The sequence below is a fragment of the Devosia sp. A16 genome (assembly GCF_001402915.1).
GTDB lineage: Bacteria > Pseudomonadota > Alphaproteobacteria > Rhizobiales > Devosiaceae > Devosia_A.
Genome location: NZ_CP012945.1, coordinates 999560 through 1015955, shown reverse-complemented (window position 1 = coordinate 1015955; position 16396 = coordinate 999560). Strand labels below are relative to the sequence as shown.

Sequence of the window (16396 nt, the reverse complement as noted above, 5' to 3'; positions counted from 1 at the left end):
GGTGCCCGAAGGGCGGATGAGGGGTTCTCTCCGCGCACTCGGTCGCTCGTCGCTATGCTCCGAGCGCGCTACACTTCGTTACGCGGCCCCCTCATCCGGCGCTGCGCGCCACCTTCTCCCACAAGGGGAGAAGGCAAGAGGTGCGCATAGCCGTCATCGATGCCGTCACAGGATCGGCGCGCCGCTATAGGAGGCGAGGAAGGCGTCGAGCTGCTGGCTGGCGGCGGTAGCCGTCGCCTGCGGGTCGGCGCCGCCGAGCTGGGTCTGCTGGATGGCGTCGGAGATGATCTTGTAGACCTCCGGCGGCACCCGCGGTTCGGCCCGGGTGCCGGGATGGATCTGGGTGCCGAAGATCCCCATATTGCCCTTGTTGAAGGCATCGCCGCCGGCCGTCAGCGCCGAGTTGCGCGGCGGCATGTCGGACTTGGCCACCGTACACCAGTCGACGACGCGCTGAACCGAATCCGGCGCCATCGAGGCGAGCGCCCAGGCGATGAACTTGGCCGCCGCTTCCGGGTTCTTGCCCTTGGAATTGGCGACGAAGGCCCAGCCGCCACCGACGGTGACGTATTTGCCGCCGGTCGGCACCGGCAGCTTGAAGATGCCGTAGGGAACGTCGGGGGCGTTGTTGTCCATCGCCGAGATGCCCCAGATGCCGACATTCTGCATGGCGCAGTAGCCCGAGCCCAGGTTGGCGACGATGTCGCCGCCGCCGCCGCCGAGCATCTGGCGCGGTGCGGCGCCGGAGTTGACCGCATCCTGCCAGAGCTTCAGCGCCTGGACCGTCGCGGGGGAGTCGAAGGCCGACTTGCCCTCTGCCGACTGGAACTCGCCGCCGCCCTGCCACATGAAGGGGTACCAGGTGAAGTTCTGGTAGTAGCCGGGGTTGGTCTCGAACAGCACGCCATAGCGTTCGGCGGTGGTCAGCTTCTTGCCGATTTCGAGCAACTGGTCCCAGGACTGGGGCACGTCGTTCTCGTTGAGCCCGGCCTCCTCGAAGGCCTTGACCGAGTAGTAGAAGGCCATCGGCTCGACTTCCATCGGCACGCCGTAGATCTTGCCGTCGACCATCCGGTTGGCGATGACGCTCTCGGGGAAATCGGCGCGCGCCGCTTCCTCGATCGCCGGAGTCAGGTCCTGCAGCACGCCGCCATTGTAGTAACGCAGGAAATCGCCGGGCGAGATGATGAAGATGTCCGGGCCCTGGCCCGAGGCGAAGGAGGTCGCGAGCTTGGTGCCGCCGATATATTCGGAGCCCACCACATATTCGAGCGCCACCTGTTCGGACTGGGTGGCGTTCCAGTCGGCCACCATCTTGACGAACCAGTCGACCTGCGGCTTCACGTCGCCGCCCGGCGCATAGAACTGCCAGAAGCTGAGGGTGTTGTCCTGGGCGAACGCCTGGCCCATGAAGGGCATGGTGAGGCCGGCTGCGCCGAGTGCGGCGCCGCCCTTGAGGATCGACCGGCGGGACCATCCCGACGGCATGTTGGACGTAGTGGTCATCTCACTCCTCCCTGGAGTTTTGGTGTTGTCGTCCGGACCGGCCACCTCCCCCGAAACGGCCGCGTCAAGTTTGTCCTGGTCGGCTAGGCCGACTCGAAGATGCGCAGCGCACAGGGAATGACCTCGGTGCGCGGCGGCCCGTCGAACTTGCCGTTGAGGCGTTCGAGCAGCATTTCCACGGCACGCCTCGCCAGCGCGCCGGGATTCTCGCCAGCCCGGGTGAGGTTGGGCCTCACATATTCGAGCTGCGGCAGGTCGCCGAAAATGGCGACGGCGATGTCCTGGGGGACGCGAACCCCCTGGTCGTGGAACTCGGCCAGAAGGCCCATCGCCATCAGGTAATTGCCGACGAACACGGCGCTGGGCTTGTCGGAGCCGGTGAGGCTCGCAATCCACTGCGCCGCCTCGCGGCCGGAAGGCGGCAGGTAGCTGCCGTGGTAGCGCTGCTTCCGGGTGAAGCGGACCTTGTTGTCCTTGAGCGCCTGCTCGAAGCCATCGGCGCGCGCCATGGCGGAGTCGAAGAATTCCGGGCCGGTCACCTGCACCACGTGCTTGTGGCCCTGCCGTGCCAGGTGCTCGCCCACCATGTAGCCGCCGCCGAAATCGTCGATCTTGACGCTGTCGACGGCCTGGTTGGCGAGGTGGCCGATGAACACCGTGGGCGTATCGAGCTTGAGCAGTTCCTCGGTGATGCCGTGCAGCGCGAAATCGCCGACGAGCAGCCCATCGACGCGTTTGCGGTTGAGCTGGCGCAGGTAATCGCGGCCATGCGTCTGCCAGTTTCCGCCCGGCACGTCGGTATTGTAGATCAGCGCATCGAGCCCGGCTTCCTCGAGCGCCGCCTGCGCCGCCTTCACCATCTCGGTGTAGAACGGGTTGCCGATATCGGGGATCAGCATGGCGATGAGGTTGGTGCGCCCGGTCCTCAGGCTCTTGGCCTGCGGGTTGGGCGAATAGCCGAGCTCGTCGATTGCCGCCTGCACCTTTTCGCGCAGCGGCTTGGACACCCGATTGGCGTGGTTGATGACGTGCGAGACCGTGGTCCGCGACACCCCCGCCCGTTCGGCAACCTTGGAGATCGTGCTCATGGCGGCAACGGCTAGCACCAAACGAAAGATGCATGCAAATGGATTTGTGAATGCATTTGCAAATCCATTCACAACTGTTACGGTCGCATCCGCCAGAAGACGGGGATCACCCCGCGGCGGGAGAAATACCTGAACAAAAACAAAGGTGTAATCACAGCACTCTGAGATCGGACGCCGGATTTGGGCGGCTTTCCGAGTGCGGGCGGCTTTTCAACACGGGACGCGGCGAAAATGCCGTGATCCAGCGCCGGCGAAGCTTTGTCGAAACGCCGGACAGAGGAGGGACGAGATGAAGAAATTGCTGGCGGCTCTGCTGCTCACGGCCGGGCTGGTGTCACCGGCGCTGGCCCAGTCCGACGAAGCCGGGAAGCTGAGGCTGATGACCTTCGGCGGCGAGGCGCAGCTCAAGTCGACGCAGGACGCGGTGGCCCGCTTCAACCAGAAATACCCCAATGTCGAGGTCGAGATCGGCGTCGATGCGGTGGGCGGCGGCTGGGGCGATTTCGTCTCGCGCGTGCTGCAGCAGTACAATGCCGGCGAGCAGTATGACGTCTATCACACGGCGGTCGAGACGCTGCAGAGCTTTGCGGCGCGCGACCTGTTCCTGCCCCTCGACGACTTCATCGCCTCGGGCGATTTCTCCGACTTCGACGCCAAGCTGTTCGACCTGACCAAGTACAAGGGGAAGACCTATTTCATCCCCTCGACCTGGAACAACATCATGACGAACTACAACCGCGCGCTCTTCGCCGAGGCCGGTATCGAAACGCCCAGCAAGACCTGGACGTGGGACGAGTTCGCCGCCATTGCCGAGAAGCTGACCAAGCGCGATGCCAACGGCAACGTCACCCAGTTCGGCTATGAAGTGCCGGCCTTCTTCTTCGGGCTGATGCCGTGGTTCCTCTCGAACGGCACCTCGCCGGTCACGGCCGACTGGTCGGCTTCCAACATGAAGGACCCCAAGGTCGCCGAGACGCTGCAGTTCCTCTACGACCTGGTGCACGTCAAGAAGGTCTCGCCGGTGCCGGGGCAGGAGGGCGTCGAGAACCAGTTTTTCGCCGGCCAGATCGCCATGATCTCGCGCGGCCACTGGATCGTGCAGAACGCCATTGCGTCGAAGCTCGACATGGATATCGCGGTGCAGCCGGGCAAGGTGAACAACGATACGGTCATCGGTTTCGGCGCCTATGGCATTTCCTCCAAGGCCAAGAACGTCAAGCTCGCCGAAGCCCTGGTCACCGAACTCCTGAGCTACGAGACGCAGGTCGCCGAAGGTGACCTGGGCGGCGCCGTGCCGGGCCGCAAGTCGGCGGCGGAGACCGAGAATTTCCTCAAGTTCCCGCCCTCGGCACCGCTCTACTACGAGACGCTGCCGACCACGCATGCGGTGCCGTCGCCGGCCAACTTCCAGGAAGTCGACCAGATCTTCATGCGCTATTTCAACGCCATCATGACCGACGAGATGACCATTCCCGATGCCGTCGCCAAGGCGGACCAGGAACTGACCCGCTCGTTCGAGCGCATCAAGCGCGTCACCCAGTAGTCCTCCCCCGGACTGCCCGCGCCGTAACCTTCGGGTGCGGCGCGGGCATTTCTCCTGGTATCAAACCGAGAAGTTCGCGGATGCATCAATCTGAACCATCGCGCTTGGGGCCACCCCCACCCTCAGTCCCTCCCCACAAGGGGGAGGGAGGCGACGGCACCACTGCTTCGGTTCCTGCGTCTCCCTCCCCCTTGTGGGGAGGGATCAAGGGTGGGGGTGGCCGCAAGCGCAGGATTTCCGACCTCCGCAAGGCGCAGATGCAGGCGGGCTACGTCTTCGTCCTGCCCTCGATCGTGCTCTATGCGGCGTTCGTCCTGGCGCCGGTCGCCATCACCATCATCCTCAGCTTCACCTATTACGACATCAGCTTCGGCGCCGACTGGGTGGGGTTCGAGAACTATGTGCGCTTCCTCACCGAGCCGCGCTCGCTCGAGATCTTCTGGAACACGCTGCGTTTCGCCTTCCTCGCGGTGAGCTTCAACGTGGCGGTCGGGCTGATCCTGGCGCTGGCGCTGAACCGGGCGATGCCGACGGTGCTGCTCTACTTCTTCCGCCTTGCCTTCTTCCTGCCGGTGATCATCTCGGCGGCGTTTGTGGCGGTGGTGTGGAGCTATTTCTACAGCGTCGATTTCGGCGTCATCAATTACTACCTGGCCCAGCTCGGCATCGGGCAGGTGCCGTGGCTCAGCTCATCGAAATTCGCGATGACCTCGATCGTCATCATGGATGTGTGGAAGAACACCGGCTTCTTCATGATCATCCTGATTGCGGCGCTGCAGGGCGTGCCCAAGCCGATCATGGATGCGGCATCGATGGACGGCGCCTCGCCCTGGCGGCGGTTCAGCCGCATCACGCTGCCGTTCATTTCGCCGGTGCTGTTCTTCTGCATCGTGTTCGCCTCGATCGGGGCGCTGCAGGTGTTCGAGTCGATCATGATCCTCACCGGCGGCGGCCCGGGCGATTCCACCCGCTCGCTGTCGATCTACCTGGTCGACGAGGCGTTCGGCAGCTTCGAGCTCGGCTATGCCGCCGCGGTCAGCGTCATCATGATGATCCTCGTGCTCATCATCACCATCATCCAGATCATCGGCTCGCGCCGTTGGGTGCGGGAGTAGGGCCATGCAGACCAGATCCATGCAGACCCGCGAAGCCAAGAAATGGGTCGATCGCGCCATCATCGCGGTGCTGCTGCTGATGGGCATCCTGATGCTGATGCCGTTCTTCTGGCTGTTCTCGATGTCGTTCCGGCCGGCGGCCGAGGCCTACAAGATGCCGCCGAGCTTCTTTCCGCCCAGCTTCGATGTCAGCAACTATCAGACCGTGCTGGCCTCGTCGGTGCCGTTCCTGAAAATCTACTGGAACAGCCTCTATGTGGCGGTGCTGGTAACCATCGGCCAGCTCGTCACCTGCACGCTCGCCGCCTTTGCCTATGCACGGCTCAGGTTCCCCGGCCGCGACAGCCTGTTCTTCGTCATGCTGATCGGGCTGATGTTCCCGGCGCAGGTGACGATCCTGCCGATCTACCTGGGCTATGCCAAGCTCGGGCTGCTCAACAACCCGCTGGGCCTGGTGCTGATGGGGCTGACCTCGAGCTTCGGGGTGTTCATGCTGCGCCAGTTCCTGCGCTCGCAACCCAAGGAGCTGGAGGAAGCGGCGCTGATGGATGGCGCCGGCTACTTCAAGATCTTCTGGCGCATCTCGCTGCCGCAGCTGATGCCGGCCCTCGGGGCGCTTGCCATCATCACCTTCACCGGGGCGTGGAACGCCTATTTCCAGCCGCGGGCGCTGATCACCTCGCAGGATTCGATGACCCTGCCGATCGCGATGGACCTGCTGCGCGGCTACATGAGCCAGGGCAACCTCTCGGTGGTGATGGCCGCCATGAGCATGGCCATCCTCCCCGTCGTTCTCCTCTTCCTCGTCGCCCAGAAGATGGTGATCGAGGGCGTCACCTTCTCAGGCATCCGGGCCTGACCCATGGATTTTCAGATGACCAACACCGACAAGCGTTTCACCTACGAAGGCGACCGCGCGCGCCACATCGCTTTCCCGCTCGGCGGCATCGGTGCCGGTGGCCTCGCGCTCTCGGGCAGCGGCCGGCTGGTCGACTGGTCGATCCGCAACCGGCCCGGGCTGCAGAGCTTCAACGGCTACAGCCACTTCGCCATCAAGGCCGAGGCCGGGGGCGAGCTGCTCGATGCGCGGGTGCTCAACGGGCCCTATGAAGGGTTGCCGACGGGATCGCCGACGACGCGGAAATTCTTCGACGGCTTCGGCTGGGGCGCCAACCGCAATACGCTGGCGGGCGTACCGCATTTCGAGGCGACGACCTTCACCGGCACCTTCCCGGTGGCCGAGGTGGCGTTCCATGACGCGACGTTCCCCGGTACGGTGAAGCTCACCGCCTGGAGCCCGTTCATTCCGACCAATGAGCGCGATTCCTCGCTGCCGGCGGCGATGTTCGAAATCGAGGTGACCAATACCGGCACCGTGCCTGTCGACTACACCATCGGCGGCACGCTCGGGAACCATGGCTGCCAGAACGGCCGGCACAGCTATGCCGAGGCGGGCGGGGTGAAGACGCTGCTGCTGACGGCTGCGGACGAGCTGCCCGACTGGCAGACGGGCGACGTCTCGATCGCCACCGATGCCGAAGATGTCGACCATCTCGACTATCACTTTCGTGGCCAGTGGTTCGACGATCTCAACCTGTTCTGGCGCGAGTTCGCGCGGGCGGGCCGGTTGCCCGAGCGGCACTACGACAAGCCGCGGCTCAACCGCAACATGTTCGACCAACCCGAGCACGGCACGCTCGCCGCCCGTGTCACGGTGGCGCCGGGGGAGAGCAGGACCATCCGCTTTGCCATCAGCTGGCACTTTCCGGTCGGGCAGGTCTACTGGCGGCCCAACGCCGTCGATGGCGAGACCGGCACCTGGCGCAACTACTATGCCAGTCAGTGGCAGAACTCCGCTGCCGTGCTGGCCGAAGCCTTCGCGCGCTGGGATGAGCTCCGCGCTCCGACCTTCGCTTTCCGCGACACGCTGTTCGGCACTTCGCTGCCGGTCGACATCATCGATGCTGTGCAGGGCACGATGAGCATCCTCCGCACCGCGACGGTGCTGCGGCTCGAGAATGGCGAGCTCTGGGCCTGGGAAGGCCAGTTCACCAACGAGGGCAGCTGCGAGGGTTCGTGCACGCATGTGTGGAACTACCAGCAGACGCTGCCCTACCTGTTCCCGGGGCTCGAGCGGACGCTGCGGGAGACCGACTACACCTATAACCAGCTGCCCAATGGCGGGCTGACCTTCCGGCAAATCATCCCGCTCGGTTCGGCCTTCTTTCCCTTGAACCCCTGTGCCGACGGCCAGTTCGGCTCGATCATCAAGACCTATCGGGACTGGAAGATTTCAGGCGATACCGACTGGCTGAAGCGTTACTGGCCCAAGGTGCGCGCCGCGCTCGAATATGCCTGGTCGGCCGACAATCCGGACCAGTGGGATCCGGAGCGGACCGGCATCCTCTGGGGCCGGCAGCACCACACGCTCGACATGGAGCTGTTCGGGCCCAACTCCTGGCTCTCGACCATGTATGTGGCGGCGCTGAAGGCCGGCGCCGAAATGGGCCGTGCGGCGGGGGATTCGAAGTTTGCCGCCGAGCTCGACCGGATGGGGCAGGCGGGCGCCGACTACCTCAATCGCGAGCTTTTCAACGGCGACTACTTCATCCAGAAGACCGATCTCGGCGACAAGGCGCTGATCGAGAAGTTCGACCATGCCGTGGGTAAGGTCGGGGTGATCGCCGACGGCTTCATGGAAACGTACTGGTCGGACGAGTACGGCGAAATGAAGTACCAGTTCAACGACGGCTGCGCGACCGACCAGATCCTCGGGCAGTGGCATGCCGACCTCGCCGGGCTCGGCAGCTTCCTCGACCCGGACAAGGTGAAGACGGCGCTCGCCTCGGCCTATCGCCACAACTACCGGCCCGACCTCAAGGGGCACTTCAACCCCTGCCGGGTCTATGCCTATGAGGACGAAGGCGGCGTGCTGATCGCCACCTGGCCCGAGGGCACCACCAAGCCGGCGGTGCCGGCGCCCTATTCGGAAGAGGTGTGGACCGGGCTCGAATACATGCTCGCTTCGCACCTGATCTATCGCGGCCTCACCGAGGAAGGGCTCAGCATTGTCCGCACGGCGCGGGCCCGTCATGACGGGCATCGGCGCAACCCGTGGAACGAGATCGAGTGCGGCAGCTACTATGCCCGCTCGATGTCGAGCTTCGCGCTGGTCAATGCCTGGTCCGGCTTCAGCTACGACCTCACCAAGGGCGAAATCGGCTTTGCGCCGAAGGACAGCGGCGATGGCAGCTGGTTCTGGTCGGTGGGCGAGGGCTGGGGGGTGGTGAGCCGCAGCGGCAACCGGGTCCGTCTCGAAGTGCGCTATGGCAAGCTCGACCTCGCGACGCTGAGCTTTGCCGGCAGCACCGCCCGTATCGACCGCAGGCTTGGCGCGGGTGACACCGCAGACCTGACGCTGGGAGGCTGACGATGGCGCAACTCGAGCTGAGACAGGTTCGGAAGAGTTTTCAGAGCCTCGAAGTCATCCACGGCATCGACCTCACCGTCGAGGATGGCAGCTTCACCGTGTTCGTGGGTCCCTCAGGCTGCGGCAAATCCACCTTGCTGCGGATGATCTCCGGGCTCGAGGAAACCTCGGACGGCGAGATCTGGCTCGACGGGGTGCGCTGCGACCACCTGTTGCCGTCGGCCCGCGGCATGGCCATGGTGTTCCAGTCCTATGCGCTCTACCCGCATATGAGCGTCGAGGAGAACCTGCGCTTCGGGCTCGAGAACCAGAAACTCGCGAGGCCCGAGATCGCCGCCCGCGTCGACAAGGCAGCGGAGATCCTGCAGATCAAGCACCTGCTGAAGCGCCGACCGAACCAGCTCTCGGGCGGGCAGAGCCAGCGCGTCGCCATCGGCCGGGCCATCGTCAAGGAACCGAAGGTGTTCCTGTTCGACGAGCCGCTATCCAACCTCGATGCCGAACTCAGGGTGAAGATGCGCTCGGAGATTTCGGCGCTGCACCGCCGGCTCGGCACCACCATGATTTACGTCACGCACGACCAGGTCGAGGCGATGACCATGGCTGACCGCATCGTGGTGCTGCGCGAGGGGGTGATCGAGCAGGCCGGCGCGCCGATCGAGCTCTACGCCCGGCCGCGCAATCAGTTCGTCGCCGGTTTCCTCGGGGCGCCGCAGATGAACTTCTTCGCCGGCAAGGTGACGGAAGCAGGGGAACGGCTCGGCGTGGCGCTGGGCAATGGCGGGCCGGTGCTGAGCCTGGCGCGTCGCGCGGGGGCGGTGAAACTCGGCGATGCGGTCACCGTCGGGGTGCGCCCCGAGCACCTGATCCCCTCTGCCAATGGCGCACTCGCCGTCGAAGTGGGTTCCACAGAAGTGCTCGGCGCCGAGACCGTGCTGCATGGCAAGACCGCCGGCGGCGAGGCGGTGACGGCGACCATGCGCGGCATCCTCGCAACGCAACGCGGCGACACGCTGCGCTTCGAGATCGCCGATGCCTTCACCCATGTGTTCGACGCCAACGGGCTGACGCTGCAGCCGACCCGGCCGTGGACGGATGACTACATGAGGAAGATTGGTTGATGCTGATGCGTTGGAGCGATGTGACTGACGGGCCGGCGCGGGAAGAATACCCCCACCCCTGTCCCCTCCCCGCAAGGGGGAGGGAGACGCCCTCACCGGCGTCAGTGTTGGCGTCTCCTCCCCCCTTGCGGGGGAGGGACAGGGTGGGGGGTGCTCTTTCCGCACGGAGCCTGATGGCGGCTCTGACCCTGCTCTCCGCCATCACCCCAGCCCTCGCCACCGACTACAGCGTCACTTCCGAAAAGGTGAAAGCCCTCACCGGACCCAACGCACCGGCGCCGATGAAAGGCCCCGACATCTGCGGCACCGATCTTGGCACCATGGCCGAGATCGACGGCAAGATCGTTCTCGCCTTCGGCGACACCTTCGGCTGGAACGACAATGCCTGCATCCGCTTCGGGCCGAACTGGCGCTCCAATGTTCTCGCCTTCACGGCGGACCACGATGCCTCGGATGGCATCGTCATCGACGACTGGGTTAGGGGCGAAGACGGCAAGGCAGTGGAGATCGCCAGGGGCGCGCACCAGGAGGCGTTCAAGGGTGAGCAGACCAAGATCCCGACCGCCCTGGTGACGGTCGGCGATACGCTTTACCTGCACTACATGTCGGTGAACGGCTTCTCCTCGATGGGTGGCGTGTGGCTGTGCAACTGGTCGCGCTTCATCTCGTCGACGGATGGCGGCAAGACCTGGAGCCCCGGCCCCGACGAGTTCGGCAGCTTCAAGTCGAGCTTCAACATGCTGGCGCTCTCGGCCCAGCCAGGACTGGGCAACGAGGGCGGCAAGTATGTCTATGCCATCGGCACGCCCTGCGGGCGGTTCTCGGGCGCGCGGGTCGGCCGTGTCGCCGCCGACAAGGTGCTCGACACCAAAGCCTGGGAGTATTTCGACGGCAGCGGCTGGGTGAGCGACCGGGCCCAGGCGACAGAGGTGATCAAGCCCGGCGTCGGCGAAGGTTCGCTGGTGTGGAATCCCGGCATCAGGCTCTGGATGTATTCGACGCTCAACGAGCTGTCGCAGGCGATCGAGCTGCGCTTCGCCGAACGCCCGGAAGGGCCGTGGTCGGCGCCGCAGGTGCTGGCACGCGGTTCGGACTATGCGCAGGCCTATGGCGCCTACATGACCCCGTCCTGGATTTCGGCGGATGGACTGACGTTCTGGTTCGTCATGAGCCAGTTCGGCCCGTACAATACCTACATCATGAAGGCGGTGCTGACGCCGCGGTGAGGCGTCTGTGACTTCCAGCCTCGCCCCGATCGAGGTTCGCCTGGACGGTGGTGACGCAGCATTGTGCTGACTGCACCACCCCCTCCCTCAATCCCTCCCCTCAAGGGGGAGGGAGGCGAGAGATCGTGCTTCATCACACCAGCGCAGGCTCTCTCCCCTGCTCCCCTCCCCCTTGAGGGGAGGGGCTGGGGGAGGGGTCGTGCAGTCAGCACAGTGCCGACCGGCCCCTTCCTGGACAGGGACGACTGAGAGTTCGGCGTCAATCACACAGGCACCGGCGCGGCCGCGTCGATCAGTCCCGCGGCCTGGAGTTCGGCCCAGAACGCGGTCGGGATCGCCTCCTGCAGATAGGCGATATTGCTGGTGACTTCCTCCGGCCTCGCGCCGCCGGGGATCACCGAGACCACCGTCGGATGCGCCAGCGGGAACTGCAGTGCGGCCGCCTGCAGCGACACGCCGTGGTTGGCGCAGATCTGCTGGATGCGGCGGACCTTGTCCTGCACCTCCTCCGAGGCGATGCCATAGCCGTAGCGGGCGTTGGGGCCGGGGCCGGTGGCGAGGATGCCCGAGGCATAGGGCGCGCCGATGATCACCGAGATGTTGTTGTCGAGGCAGCGCTTCAGCCCGGTGCCGAGCGCCGACTGGTCTAGCAGGGTGTAGGGCATGGCGACGATGCAGAAATCGAGCGGCACCTGCGGCGCGAAGGTCATCAGCGAGGGAGCGGCGTTGAGCCCCATGCCGATGGCCTTGATCTGGCCGGAGGCCTTCAGTTCCTCGAGCGCCTTGATGCCGCTGCGCACCATGTCCTCCATGCGGGGGCCATCGGGGTTGCTGGCCAGCGAGGCCTCGGGGTCATGGATCAGCAGCGCATCGACGCTGTCGAGGCCGAGCCGCAACAGGCTCTGCTCATAGGCGCGCATCACCCCATCATAGGAATAGTCCCAGACGATCTCCATGTTGAGCCCGCCGCCCCACGGCGTGCGGTCGAAAGTTTTAGGGTCGACCGGTCGGCGGAAGTAGCGGCCGACCTTGGTGGTGAGCAGGAACTGGTCGCGCGGCTGGTCGATGAGGAAGTCGCCGACCCGGTGCTCGCTGAGGCCGCGACCGTAGAACGGCGCGGTGTCGAAATAGCGCACGCCGCCATCCCAGGCGGCCTTGAGCGTTGCGTGCGCGGTCTCGCCGGAAACGCGGTGGTACATGCCGCCCAGATGGGCGGCGCCGAACCCCATGGGCGGCAGTTCGAGGCTGGTGGCGCCGACGCGATGCCGGTCGGTGAGCTTGATGGTCATGGTCATGGGCAATCGGTTGGGGACGAAAATTAGGGGGCCGTGGCGGTGAGGTGTCTTTGATGGTCACGCTTTCGAACCGGAAAAGTCTGCAACTTTTCCTGAAAGCACTCCGTGGTTGGGCGGCCGGAACGCCGAGGCGACGTCGTCGCTCGCCGAGACCGGGGCGTCGCGGTAGAGGAAACAGGTGGCGAGCCGCTGGCTGTCGGGGACGTATTTGGGCGGCAGGTTGTCCCAGCACATCTCCATGACATGCGGACAGCGCGGCGCGAATTTGCAGCCGGGATTGGCCCGGGCGGCCGAGGCCTCCGAAACGGGAATCTCCTCGCCGCCCCAGGCCTTCGACAGGTCCGGCAGCGGGATCGAGGAGACCAGCAGTTGCGAGTAGGGATGCTTGGGCGCCCCGATCACCCGCTCCACCGCGCCGGCCTCCGAGACGTTGCCGCGATAGAGGATCAGGATGTTGTCGCAGATCTGGAAGGCGGTGGTCAGGTCGTGCGTAATGTAGACGATCGAGATGCCGAGCTCGCGGTTGAGCGTTTTCAGCTCGTCGAGGATGGTGGCGCGCAGCGACGCATCGACCATCGATACCGGCTCGTCGGCGACGATGAGCCTTGGCCTCAGCAGCACGGCGCGCGCCACCATGATGCGCTGGCGCTGGCCGCCCGACAGCTCGTGCGGAAAGCGGCCGAGCGTATCCTGCGGACGGAGCCCGACGCGCTTCAGCGCGTCCTCGATCATGGCGCGGGCCTTGGCCTCGCTGTCGGCCAGCTTGTAGCGCCTGACCGGGGTCTCGAGTACGTGGTCGATCCGGTAGAACGGGTTGAACACGTCGAACGGATCCTGGAACACCGGTTGCACTTCGCGGCGGAACTGCCGCTGCTCGGCGCCGGACATCTTGGCCACGTCCTTGCCCTGGTACAGCACCTCGCCCTGCGAGGGGTTGATGAAGCCCAGCATCATCCGCGCCAGGGTGGTCTTGCCGCTGCCGCTTTCGCCGGCGACCGCGGTCATCGACGGGCTGGTGTCCGACAGCGACAGGGTGACGTCGTTGAGCGCGGTAAAGGCGCCGTAGGTCTTGGTGACACCGCGCATTTCAATCAGTGCGGTCACGGGCGGAGCTCCTGGTGGGCACGGGTCATCGGCGGCAGCGGCGGCAGCACCGCGTGCTCGGGATAGAGGTGGCAGGCAGCGTTCTGGCCCGGCGCCACCTGTTGCAGCAGCGGTGTCTCGCGCCGGCAGCGCTCGAAGGCGAGCGGGCAGCGCGGGTTGAAGCTGCAGCCGGGCGGCAGGTCGACCAATGGCGGCGGCAGGCCGGGGATACCGGTCAGCTCGCGCTTCACCTCGATCCCGGGGAGGCTGTCGACGAGGAGCCGCGTGTAGGGGTGCCGGGGGCTCTCGATCATCTGGCGGACCGGCCCGATCTCGACCAGCCTCCCCGCATACATCACGCCCACCGTGTCGGCGAACTGGGCGATCAGCCCCATATCGTGGCCGATGAGGACGACGGCGGCGCCGAGCCCATCCTGCAGGCGACCCAGCGTCTGCATCACCTGGCGCTGCACCACCACGTCGAGCGCGCTGGTGGGTTCGTCCGCGACGATCACCTTGGGCGCGAGCGAGGTGGCGATGGCCATAGCGGCCCGCTGCTTCATGCCGCCCGACAGCTCATGCGGGTAGCGCCGCGCCACTTCGGGAGCGAGGCCGACATTCTTCAATAGCTCCTGCACCCGCGCGTCGAGCTCGGCGCGCTTCATCCCGGGCTTGTGGGCGACGATCGCATCGATCATCTGCTCCTCGAGCCGCATCACCGGGTTGAGCGAGCTCATCGCCCCTTGGGGGATCAGCGCGATATCGCGCAGCCGCGTTTCGCGCAGCTCCTTCTGCGACATCTTGAGGATGTCGCGGCCATCGAGCTTCACCGAGCCGCCGGCAATACGGCCGGGTGCCCGGGTCAGACGCATCAGCGCCGTCGCCATGGTGGTCTTGCCCGAACCGCTTTCGCCGATCAGGCCCAGCCGCTCGCCCGGCCGGAGGGAGAACGACACGTCGTTCACCGCCTTGGCCGGGCCCTTGCCGGTATCGTAGTGGACGTTCAGATCCTCGACCACGAGGATGGGTTTGGTGTGCTCAATCGCAGACATCAGCGCCTCGCCAGCTTGGGGTTGGCAAAGCGGTCGAAGCCGACCGAGGTCAGGAACAGACCGATGAAGATCAGGGCGATCACCACGATGGGCGGACCCCACCACCACCAGTAGCCGCGCAGCACCGCCGAGGATTGCTGGCTCCAGTAGATGGTATTGCCGAGCGTCATTTCGTCGAGCGCGCCGAGGCCGAGTGCCTCGAGGCCGATCACCGCGAGGATTGAGCCCGAGACGGTGCCGACGAAGCTCGCGACGATATAGGGCATCAGGTTGGGCATGATCTCGGTGAAGAGGATCTCCCACTGGCTCTCGCCGTTCACCCGGGCCACCTCGACATAGGACTTCTCGCGGATGGTGAGGACCTGGGCGCGCACCGTGCGGGTGGTGAACATCCAGCCGAGCGAAGCCACCACCAGCGCCATGATCACAGTGTTCATGCGGTCGATATTGCCGGCGATGATGACGAGGATGGCGATGGCCGGCACGGTCAGCAGCGCGTCGGAGATCACCCGGATGATGGCGTCGATGATGCCGCCGAAATGGCCGGCGATCAGCCCCAGCGCGGTGCCGACGCCGACGCCGATAAAACCGGCGATCAGCCCCATCTTCAGCGTGTTGGGGGTGGCGTAGATCAGCAGGGTCCACATGTCGCGGCCCTGCGAATCCGTGCCGAGGAAGTATTCGGGCCCCGGGGGCTTGCGCGGCCGGACGGCGCCCACCTGGGCGTTGACGGCATCGACGAACATCGGCCCGATGGCGCTGAACAGCACGATGGCGAAGAGGATGCCGAGCCCGAGCAGCAGCACGCCGCTGATCCGGCCCTGCTGGTAGTTGCGGCGAAAGGAAGTCACGAAGCTCATCGCCGGATCCTCGGGTCAAGCAGTGGATAGATGAGGTCGACGAGGAACAGCAGCACTGCGAGCGAGACGATCAGCATCAGCACCACGCCCTGGATGACGAAGTAATCCTGGCCGCGGATGGCGACGTAAAGCAGCGAACCGAGCCCCGGATAGTTGAAGATCACCTCGACCAGCACGGCGCCGGAGACCACCGAGCCGAGCGACAGGGCGAGCGCGGTGACCTGGGCGAGCAGCGCGTTGCGCATGCCGTACCAGACGAAGATGCGGCGGGGGTGCAGGCCCTTGGCCTCGGCGAAGGTGATGTAGTCCTCGCCCAATACCGAGACCATCTGGCTGCGCATGCCCAGCGCCCAGAAGCCGATATTGCCCAGGATGATCGCGAGGCAGGGCAGGAATGCGTGCTTCAGGATATCCTCGGTGGTCGCCCAGTCGAAGCGCATGATGCGGGTGGTGTCGACGCCGCCGGCGGGCGGGAACCACTTCAGCACCACGGCGAAGAAATAGATGAGGATGATGGCGAGGAGGTAAAACGGGATCGAGGTCAGGATCATCATCAGCGGCACGAAGGCCTTGATGCCGCGCCCGGCCGTCGGCCAAGCAAGCCGCGCGCCGAGCAGCGAGCCGGTGGCGAAGGCGATGAGCGTCGCCACTGCCAACAGGCTTACCGACCAGGGCAGCGCGTTGCCGATCATGGTCGAGACCTTCTCGGGGAAGTTGGCGAACGATACGCCGAGGTCAAGCCGGAACAGGTCGAGCCAGTAGTTGAGGTATTGCTCGAGGATCGGCGCATCGAGCCCGTATTTGGCGCGATAGGCGGCCGACACCGCCTGGATATCGACATTCTGCGCGCCGCCGGTGGCCTGCAGCCGGGCCAAAGCCGTCTGCACCGGATCGCCGGGCAGCAGGCGCGGAATGATGAAGTTGATGCTCACCGCGACGAAGACGATCAGCAGCAGCTGGCCGAAGCGGGTGAGGAGGTAACGGGCGAGTTCGCGGCTCATCGCGGGGTTCCCCAGGGTGGCACACGCACGGGACTCTCCGTGCTCCTCCACCGTGAAACGGGGGAGGCGGATGAGG

The 16396-nt window shown here is 65.4% G+C and carries 13 protein-coding genes; 6 read left to right on the top strand and 7 right to left on the bottom strand.

Going from position 1 to position 16396, the window contains the following annotated elements; translation table 11 throughout:
* Nucleotides 1-165: 165 nt before the first annotated feature.
* Complete coding sequence (locus tag APS40_RS05000; RefSeq protein WP_055046012.1) at nucleotides 166-1506, bottom strand: ABC transporter substrate-binding protein; 1341 nt, start codon at nucleotides 1504-1506, stop codon at nucleotides 166-168.
* Between the two features lie 83 nt (nucleotides 1507-1589).
* Nucleotides 1590-2594, bottom strand: a complete 1005-nt coding sequence (locus APS40_RS04995; protein WP_055049551.1) for a LacI family DNA-binding transcriptional regulator — start codon at nucleotides 2592-2594, stop codon at nucleotides 1590-1592.
* 289 nt (nucleotides 2595-2883) lie between these two features.
* Between APS40_RS04995 and APS40_RS04990 the strand changes: the two genes are divergently transcribed.
* The 6 genes from APS40_RS04990 to APS40_RS04965 all read left to right on the top strand — a co-directional run bounded on the left by APS40_RS04990 (nucleotide 2884) and on the right by APS40_RS04965 (nucleotide 11029).
* Complete coding sequence (locus APS40_RS04990) at nucleotides 2884-4137, top strand: ABC transporter substrate-binding protein (RefSeq protein WP_055046011.1); 1254 nt, start codon at nucleotides 2884-2886, stop codon at nucleotides 4135-4137.
* 257 nt (nucleotides 4138-4394) lie between these two features.
* A complete protein-coding gene (locus tag APS40_RS04985) occupies nucleotides 4395-5252 on the top strand; it encodes a carbohydrate ABC transporter permease (protein ID WP_082434194.1) in 858 nt (285 codons plus the stop codon).
* A 4-nt stretch (nucleotides 5253-5256) separates the two neighbouring features.
* On the top strand, nucleotides 5257-6111 hold the full coding sequence (locus APS40_RS04980; RefSeq protein WP_236884199.1) for a carbohydrate ABC transporter permease: 855 nt from the start codon (nucleotides 5257-5259) through the stop codon (nucleotides 6109-6111).
* A 15-nt stretch (nucleotides 6112-6126) separates the two neighbouring features.
* The gene (locus APS40_RS04975; protein WP_236884198.1) at nucleotides 6127-8682 is read left to right on the top strand and encodes a GH116 family glycosyl-hydrolase; all 2556 of its coding nucleotides are present in this window, start codon (nucleotides 6127-6129) and stop codon (nucleotides 8680-8682) included.
* A 2-nt stretch (nucleotides 8683-8684) separates the two neighbouring features.
* Nucleotides 8685-9803 (top strand): ABC transporter ATP-binding protein, encoded by a 1119-nt coding sequence (locus APS40_RS04970; RefSeq protein WP_055046009.1) that lies wholly within the window; start codon nucleotides 8685-8687, stop codon nucleotides 9801-9803.
* Between the two features lie 173 nt (nucleotides 9804-9976).
* A complete protein-coding gene (locus tag APS40_RS04965) occupies nucleotides 9977-11029 on the top strand; it encodes a DUF4185 domain-containing protein (protein WP_055046008.1) in 1053 nt (350 codons plus the stop codon).
* A gap of 263 nt (nucleotides 11030-11292) precedes the next feature.
* On the opposite strand, the gene APS40_RS04960 is transcribed toward APS40_RS04965, so the two are convergent.
* From APS40_RS04960 to APS40_RS04940, 5 genes are read right to left on the bottom strand one after another with little or no spacing between them, the layout of a single operon-like run.
* Nucleotides 11293-12324, bottom strand: coding sequence for an aldo/keto reductase (locus APS40_RS04960; RefSeq protein ID WP_197279441.1), 1032 nt, complete (start codon nucleotides 12322-12324; stop codon nucleotides 11293-11295).
* Between the two features lie 57 nt (nucleotides 12325-12381).
* Nucleotides 12382-13428 carry an ABC transporter ATP-binding protein gene (locus APS40_RS04955; RefSeq protein WP_197279440.1) on the bottom strand — a complete coding sequence of 349 codons (1047 nt, stop codon included), beginning with the start codon at nucleotides 13426-13428 and terminating at the stop codon, nucleotides 12382-12384.
* The gene (locus APS40_RS04950; RefSeq protein WP_197279439.1) at nucleotides 13425-14459 is read right to left on the bottom strand and encodes an ABC transporter ATP-binding protein; all 1035 of its coding nucleotides are present in this window, start codon (nucleotides 14457-14459) and stop codon (nucleotides 13425-13427) included. Before APS40_RS04950 ends, APS40_RS04955 begins: the two co-directional genes overlap by 4 nt.
* A complete protein-coding gene (locus tag APS40_RS04945) occupies nucleotides 14459-15319 on the bottom strand; it encodes an ABC transporter permease (protein ID WP_055046007.1) in 861 nt (286 codons plus the stop codon). The genes APS40_RS04950 and APS40_RS04945 overlap by 1 nt, the downstream gene beginning before the upstream one ends.
* Nucleotides 15316-16320, bottom strand: coding sequence for an ABC transporter permease (locus APS40_RS04940; RefSeq protein WP_055046006.1), 1005 nt, complete (start codon nucleotides 16318-16320; stop codon nucleotides 15316-15318). The genes APS40_RS04945 and APS40_RS04940 overlap by 4 nt, the downstream gene beginning before the upstream one ends.
* Between the last annotated feature and the right edge of the window lie 76 nt (nucleotides 16321-16396).